The 4,562-nt window shown below is 59.3% G+C and carries 6 protein-coding genes; 1 reads left to right on the top strand and 5 read right to left on the bottom strand.

Annotated elements, in window-relative coordinates; genetic code table 11:
• Together ACH2EH_RS11825 and xylB are read right to left on the bottom strand one after the other, a co-directional pair.
• The coding region (locus tag ACH2EH_RS11825; RefSeq protein ID WP_395141905.1) for a hypothetical protein at positions 1 to 799 on the bottom strand (799 nt) is incomplete at its 3' end.
• Positions 800 to 827: 28 nt separating this feature from the next.
• A complete protein-coding gene (gene xylB, locus ACH2EH_RS11820; protein ID WP_395141903.1) occupies positions 828 to 2,342 on the bottom strand; it encodes a xylulokinase in 1,515 nt (504 codons plus the stop codon).
• A gap of 129 nt (positions 2,343 to 2,471) precedes the next feature.
• Between xylB and ACH2EH_RS11815 the strand changes: the two genes are divergently transcribed.
• The gene (locus tag ACH2EH_RS11815; RefSeq protein WP_395141901.1) at positions 2,472 to 2,669 is read left to right on the top strand and encodes a hypothetical protein; all 198 of its coding nucleotides are present in this window, start codon (positions 2,472 to 2,474) and stop codon (positions 2,667 to 2,669) included.
• A 59-nt stretch (positions 2,670 to 2,728) separates the two neighbouring features.
• Here the strand turns inward: ACH2EH_RS11815 and ACH2EH_RS11810 are convergent, their stop codons facing one another.
• The 3 genes from ACH2EH_RS11810 to metG all read right to left on the bottom strand — a co-directional run.
• Positions 2,729 to 3,187, bottom strand: coding sequence for a CHRD domain-containing protein (locus ACH2EH_RS11810; RefSeq protein ID WP_395141899.1), 459 nt, complete (start codon positions 3,185 to 3,187; stop codon positions 2,729 to 2,731).
• Between the two features lie 27 nt (positions 3,188 to 3,214).
• The gene (locus tag ACH2EH_RS11805) at positions 3,215 to 4,099 is read right to left on the bottom strand and encodes a fumarylacetoacetate hydrolase family protein (protein WP_395141897.1); all 885 of its coding nucleotides are present in this window, start codon (positions 4,097 to 4,099) and stop codon (positions 3,215 to 3,217) included.
• Positions 4,100 to 4,103: 4 nt separating this feature from the next.
• A partial coding sequence (gene metG / locus ACH2EH_RS11800) for a methionine--tRNA ligase subunit beta (protein ID WP_395141895.1) occupies positions 4,104 to 4,562 on the bottom strand: 459 nt, incomplete at its 5' end.

The following is a 4,562-nucleotide window of genomic DNA, read 5'->3' as shown; positions in this document are numbered from 1 at the left end:
CTTGTTGCTCGGCTCCCACCAGGTAGTAGCGCACTCTCTCATGGTGGATGTACTGGTGCGCGAGGGCCATTTTCTCGATAAACGGCTTGCGCTCCTCGGGATCTTTGCCCAGGCGAATAAAGACAAAGTCAGGGGCGAGACGCGTGCCGAAAATCCGGAAATCTTTCTGCTCCTCTCCCAAAGCGAGCTCCAGCAACAAAGGGAATATTTCCTGAACGGCAGCCTGCGTGGCGGGCACTTTAACCCGTTTCTCAAGCTCTGAAAGCCCGGGCGATTCTCGCAGACGCGGTGTTTGCGTCAGAGGCTCCTCAATGACCCGTGTTCGTGCAAGCTTCCACTTAGTGCCGCCCTCGGAGACAAAACGATAGCGACAGCGGCGGTAGCCTGTGGTGGTAATCTCCAGCCACTCGTGGGACACGGTGAAAAGCTTGAGACTCTCATAGGTCTCCACCAGAGCAGCGCCATCTTCGAGCTTGAAGCTATCAATCTGTGTCTTCTGCTCCGCCGTCTTTGTCACGGTAAGTGTTTTTTGTAGTTCGGTGCGTAGCTTTTCGAAAGGGATGGTGTCCTGGTGGGTGTCCGTGTGGACGTAGTCCGCTGTGCAGGGGGCGAGGTAGGCGGCTGCATCCCGCGCCCCAAACGCTTTATCCCGCTCTGTCAAAAACGCCTGGATTGCGGTCCGGGCCGATGCCAGAGCGGGTGAGGGGGGCGGAGTGACTTTTTTCTGCGCCCACGCGCCGCCACACAGCAGAACCCAGCCGCTACACAGAAAAAGCAACCGGAAAGTGACATAACGCATCGGGCTACACTCCTTATTTTTGTTTTAGTTAGTGACTTTCTTGGGTGGCCTCTGCCACTGTTTTAAATGCTGTTGAGAGAGCGGGATAGAGTGCTCTGTAGGTAGGATAGTAGCGAGAATAGGTTTTAGATTGTAGCGTATCGGGCTTGGCACCAGCGCGAATCGAGACGGTGGCGGCGCAGGCTTCGGGGACACTCGCATAGGCTCCGCATCCCACAGCGGCCAGAAGCGCGGCTCCGAGAGCAGGGCCTTCGTCTATGTTGAGCAGGACGTGTTTTTTCTCGATCACATCGGCCATCATCTGAAGCCAGAATGCGGACTTTGCCCCGCCACCCGATGCACGAATCTCGCTCACGGGGACATCCATCTCACTAAAGAGCGTGAAGAGATCCTTAAAAGCATAGCTTACTCCCTCTAGCACGGCGCGAGCGAACCAGTCTTTGGTGGAGCGCAGGGTTGCGCCAAAGAAGACACCACGAGCATCAGGATCGAAGTGGGGATTGCGCTCGCCCGCGAGATACGGCAGATAGAGCAAGCCCTCACAGCCTGCGGGGGCCGTCGCCGCGCCCTGAGTGATGGCATCGTAGCTCATGCCTTGCGCGAAGGTGTCTCGGTACCAGCGCAGGGAGCCGCCTGCCGAAATAACGCAGCCCATCTGTGCCCAAGCACCGGGGACGGCGTGGCAGAAAGTCTGGACGCGCATCTGGGGATCGATCGCCGCCGTGTCTGAGTGCGCAAAGACGACGCCAGACGTGCCCAGTGAGGAAACGACTTGCCCGGAGCTCACCACGCCGCAGCCCACCGCGCCCGCCGCCTGATCGCCGCCGCCGCCCACCACGGGAGTTCCTGCCTTTAGTCCCGTCAGCGCCGCCGCCGCCGCCGAGATCACCCCCGTCTGCTCCGGCGACTCGACCACGCGTGGCAGCCACTCGGTCGGGATACTTAATTTATCGAGCGCCGTCTTGGACCAGGTGCGCTTGCGGACATCAAAGAGCGATGTGCCGGACGCATCGCTCACTTCGGCGGCAAACTCCCCCGTGAGCTTGAAGCGAATGTAGTCTTTTGGCAGCAGCACGTGCGCGACTTTTTCATAGACCTTCGGCTCGTTCTTGCGTAGCCAGAGTATCTTCGGCGCGGTGAAGCTCGTGAATACCGGCTGGCCCAAGATCTCGTAGCAGCCCTGCGTCCCCCCCAGAAGCTTCGTAATCTCGGCACACTCCGCACCGGTTCTCGCATCGCACCAGAGCAGCGCGGGCCGCAGCACCTGATCGTTCTTGTCCAGAAACACCGAGCCGTGCATCTGCCCCGTCAGCCCGACCCCGGCCACGTCCTCGCCTCGCTTGCCCGCCTTTGCCAGCACGCCCTGGATCGCCTGAATCGCCGCTTGCCACCAGTCCGTGTCCGGGTGCTGCTCCGCCCACTGCGGGCGCGGTGTGGAGAGCGCGTACTCGTGTAAGTCCGAGGCGAGCAGGGTGCCGTTTTCGTCAATCAAGACGGCCTTCGTGCCGCTGGTACCCGTGTCAATTCCAAGAAACAGTGCCATAGTTAGGAGATTATTTCGCCAAAAATCACTCACTCTCCTGCTCCTGAAGCTCCGAACCGTGATCGAGATGCTGCGGCGGCTGGAGTACCGGAGCTACGACTACGCCGTGGCGCTGGAGGCGGCACTGTCGTGGGCGTGGTTTTTGAGGGCGAGAGTAGACTTGATACCACGGCGGATCATCTTCTGCGCATCCCAAATATCCGCCCTGAGCTGGCCCCGATTGTCTCCATTGTGCCGATGCAGCTTCTGGCGTATTTAGTCGCTCAGCAGCGTGGCTGCGATATTGATATGCCCCGCAACCTCGCGAAATCCGTCACCGTCGAATAGCCACGAAAAAAACAAATGCCCCTCTCCGTGAAGCGGGAGAAGGGCAGAGCAGAGACTAGCTACGCCTTGACAAGGTCACCGCGCAGCTCGCCGCCAGGGTTGAGCCCCGTGTGAACGTTGATGTAGTGCGTCTTGTTGCTCAGGCCAGACACGGCTGCATCGTACTTGAAGTCGATATGAAGCTCGCCGGGCTTGCTCGTATCGCGCGTTCCCGTTCCTGTACCCGTGAGCAGGTTGAGCACGATGGACCCATTCACGCCTGGGGCTCCTACATGGATATGTGCCCCTGTGATGGTACCGGTAAGGCCAAGGAGATCCACGACCACGCGGGTTTTCCCGTCCACCGTTGACACTGATGCCGTACCGACACCCGGTGCGCTATTGGCGGGCACTTCCTGGCTACCCAACAACGTTGTGGTGAAGTAGTCCGTGGGAACCACTCCCGAGTTGCTTCCACAGCCTGCAAAGAGAGCGCCACTTAGAGCGAAAAGCGCACATAAAACACGTCTTGTTAACATAAAAAATCCTCCGACTTGCATTTTACCTTAATCTACGCTCTTTGAAACAGCGCTTCGCAAGCACCCGATTCCCTCGACCTCGACCTCCACAAGATCGCCCACAACAAGCGGCCCCACTCCGGGCGGTGTCCCGGTTGCGATCACATCTCCGGGCTCTAAGGCAAACCACTGGGACAGATAGGCGATGAGCTTGGGGATTGAGTGGATCATCTGGCTCGTGGTGCCGTCCTGGCGCGTCTCGCCATTCACGCGGAGCTGCACCCGAATCGCCGATGGGTCTGGGATCTCGTCCACCGTCACTAAATGCGGCCCAAGCGGGCCAAATGTGTCGAGGCTCTTGGCCAGAAACCACGGGTGTCCCTTGCTTTGGAGCGCCTTGGACTTCTCCCGTGCCGTCACATCATTAAAGCAGGTGTAGGCCACGACGCAGTCCATTGCGTCTTTTTCGGCGATATTCTTTCCGCCCTTGCCCAGCACTACGAGTAGCTCGCCCTCAAAGTCCACGCGTCCCGCCCAGTCGGGAAGACAAATCTCACTGTCCGGTCCAATCACGCTCTGGGAGGCTTTTAAAAACACGACGGGCTCATCAGGGACGGCATTACCCAGCTCTTTGGCGTGCTCGGCGTAGTTACGGCCAATGGCGAGGATGCGATTGGGGCGTGGAATCGGCGCAAGGCGCGGCGCAAACGGGGCAAGCAGCAAATCATCGAGCTGCCCCGTTTCTAAAAGCACTGCCACTGCTCGCTCCAGCCGCTTGCCCAGCGCCGTTGCGTCGCACGCTGCCTCGAATGGTGTGGTAGGAGCCGCCGCCGTGTCGCCCGCTGCCGCCAGCGCCGCTGCCACAGGCAGGAGCTGCTCCTCGTCGCCGTAGGTCACGGCCAGCCGATTGTCCGAAAGAAGTGCCAGTTTCATAGGGTCACCGCACCGTGCTTCCTGAGTCGGCCTTTTTATCGGGCTGGAGGAGAATCGCATTGCCCTCGGCATCGGTGGCGGCCAGAAGCATACCCTTACTCTCGACACCACGCATCTTGCGGGGCTTGAGGTTGTAGACCACGACAATCTGCCGCCCGACCAATTCTTCAGGGGTGTAAGCGGTGGCGATGCCGCTGACGATCTGCCGATCCTCTTCGCCGATCTTCAGTTGTAGCTTCAGAAGCTTGTCGGCCCCTTCCACTTTCTCGGCAGCCACAATATCAGCGACACGTAGCTCGACTTTTAGAAAATCATCAATCGTAATTTCGTTACTGGCCTCAGCCGGTGTCTCAGTGGCCACAGTGGGCGCGGGTGTTGTTTCCAAGGGTTTCTCCGTTAAAGTTAAGATTTTCGTATCAACGCGCGGGAAGAGGGGCGAGGGCGCGCCGGTCTTGATGCCGCC

This window comes from Armatimonas sp. (genome assembly GCF_043760365.1).
Lineage (GTDB): Bacteria > Armatimonadota > Armatimonadia > Armatimonadales > Armatimonadaceae > Armatimonas.
This window is presented reverse-complemented; position numbering and strand designations above follow the sequence as displayed.

Coding starts and splice junctions, on each gene's coding strand:
- xylB (WP_395141903.1), bottom strand. CDS start 2,342: ATGGCACTGTTTCTTGGAATTGACACGGGTACCAGCGGCACGAAGGCC.
- ACH2EH_RS11810 (WP_395141899.1), bottom strand. CDS start 3,187: ATGTTAACAAGACGTGTTTTATGTGCGCTTTTCGCTCTAAGTGGCGCT.
- ACH2EH_RS11805 (WP_395141897.1), bottom strand. CDS start 4,099: ATGAAACTGGCACTTCTTTCGGACAATCGGCTGGCCGTGACCTACGGC.